The sequence below is a fragment of the Nocardia barduliensis genome, from assembly GCF_013315795.1.
Taxonomy (GTDB): Bacteria; Actinomycetota; Actinomycetes; order Mycobacteriales; family Mycobacteriaceae; genus Nocardia; species Nocardia barduliensis.
In genome coordinates, this window is record NZ_JABLTE010000248.1 from 1 (window position 1) to 1,845 (window position 1,845).

Annotated in this window: 2 protein-coding genes; both read right to left on the bottom strand. The window is 64.9% G+C overall.

Annotated features, from left to right (window positions below):
• Positions 1 to 121 precede the first annotated feature (121 nt).
• Entirely contained in the window at positions 122 to 1,258 is a 1,137-nt protein-coding gene (locus HOV91_RS38985; protein ID WP_174190172.1) for a hypothetical protein, read from the bottom strand.
• The gene (locus HOV91_RS38990; protein WP_174190173.1) at positions 1,255 to 1,683 is read right to left on the bottom strand and encodes a hypothetical protein; all 429 of its coding nucleotides are present in this window, start codon (positions 1,681 to 1,683) and stop codon (positions 1,255 to 1,257) included. The genes HOV91_RS38985 and HOV91_RS38990 overlap by 4 nt, the downstream gene beginning before the upstream one ends.
• Between the last annotated feature and the right edge of the window lie 162 nt (positions 1,684 to 1,845).

Genomic DNA, 1,845 nt, shown 5'->3' on the forward strand with positions numbered 1-1,845 from the left:
CACCTCGGCAGTGCGCGCCGCGGTCTCGTAGACCTGGACACGACCACCGACTTTCGCCATCGCGAGCGCGGCACATGCCCCTCCGATACCGCAGCCGATGACCTCCGCTCGAAACATCAGGTCACACTTTCACAGTAGGCCGGACCCATTGACGACGCACCCGAATCACGTCTCCCCCCAGACGAGCCGCCAAGGCCACGAGCAATTTACGGTCCGCGTCGAACGTATCAGCCGTGTCCACGGCCGCGCGGTGCGGCTCGCCGTACAGCACCGGCCGCTCCCGATTGGCCGCGGCGACCCGCTGGAGTTCCCGCGCGTACCCGGAAACGGTGGCGGTCGACCTCGGGTCGATCTGGGGGCTGAGCAGCATCAGGGCGTCACGAATGTCGACCATCATCGCCTGACGCCACTCCATGACGGCTGCCAAGGGCTGCCGGGCACGGAAACCGGGCATCCGCCGTTCCGGAAGGAACCGGGTGATCACGCCGACCGCGAAACGCCACAGCCGCCACAGCAGAAGAACGTCCCGCAACGCCCCGAGACCGGCGATCACAGCTCGGATCCGCATCACCAAGCCGTACCAGGACACACCCAGAAGGAAGATGAACTGCCCTAGGTAGACCTCCCACCGCCCCAGCACCACGAGCGCCCGCGGTGGACGCGTCGACGCCGCGTAATACCCGAGCTGGACGGTGAAGGTCACGGTGGCGGCGAGCATCAAGACCGCGCCTACCGCCGCGAGCATCATCCCGTGGGCCGGTGTTCCCGAGAGCAAACGCAAGTAGGCGAAGCAATAGAAGACGATCAGCATCCCGATCGGCAACGTGATCACTTTCTCGCCGAGATTGAAGCCGACCACCGCCGGGTCGGTGAATCCATAGGGTTGAGCGTCCGGGCCCGCGACGACAGCGCACACAGCCAGGACGATGATCGACGCGACCAGCGGAATACCCAGCGCGGCCATGATTTTCTTCGTTTGCGCGGTGTGCCGGGAGGCCAGCACGAAAAACGCTACAACGCACACTTTGGACCCGATCAGCAGGACGGTGCCGACGAATTCGTACCCCATCGCGGTCAGCAACCACGGGTCCGAGCGATCCTGGACGTACTCGCCGAAGGCATATCCCGACGCGAGGAAGAAGAAGGCCCCTACGACCGCGAGAAGTGCGACGTCCTTGTTCCGGCGGTACTGACTCGCCTTCCAGAGCATGGCCACGGTGAACGCCGCGATGAGCCACCCGTGCGGTATGTAGATCACAGCCAGCCCATTCTCTCCTGGAGCGGCAGTGACAGGTCTTCGGAGCGCTGTAACGGACGGATCGCGCGTTGCCGATCGAGCACCCTGCCCACCTCATACGACCACCGCGCGAGCAGGTTCGCCGTGTACTCCGCCTCCCATTCCCGCTCCGGAGACATCGCCGAATGACGATGCACGCTCTCGCTCTCGTAGTGCCCGGCGATGATGTGCCCGAACTCGTGGCCGATCCCGTGGTCCTGATGCCAGGCGGGTGTCGCTTTCTGATACGCGATGACATAGGTGTCGGGCGGCACCGAAAGCTTCAGCGTGATCGCGAAGAAGCAATCGACCGGCAGCAACTTTTCCTGCAGAACCACCGTCGCGCCGGTGAATTCGCAATAGCGCTCGATCAACTGGCGCATGGTCAGCAATTCCCGCACCTTCATGCGCTGGAGCAGCGACCGGGTGCGATGCTCGACCGCACGCACCATCGCGGGGCTCGGGACGAAGCGCGGTTCCCCGTCCTGCCCGCGGCCGGCGAACTCGGCCGTGTCACCAGCCGAGCGCCTCATGCGCCCGCGCCATACGGAACCCATCAGACGTCCCAC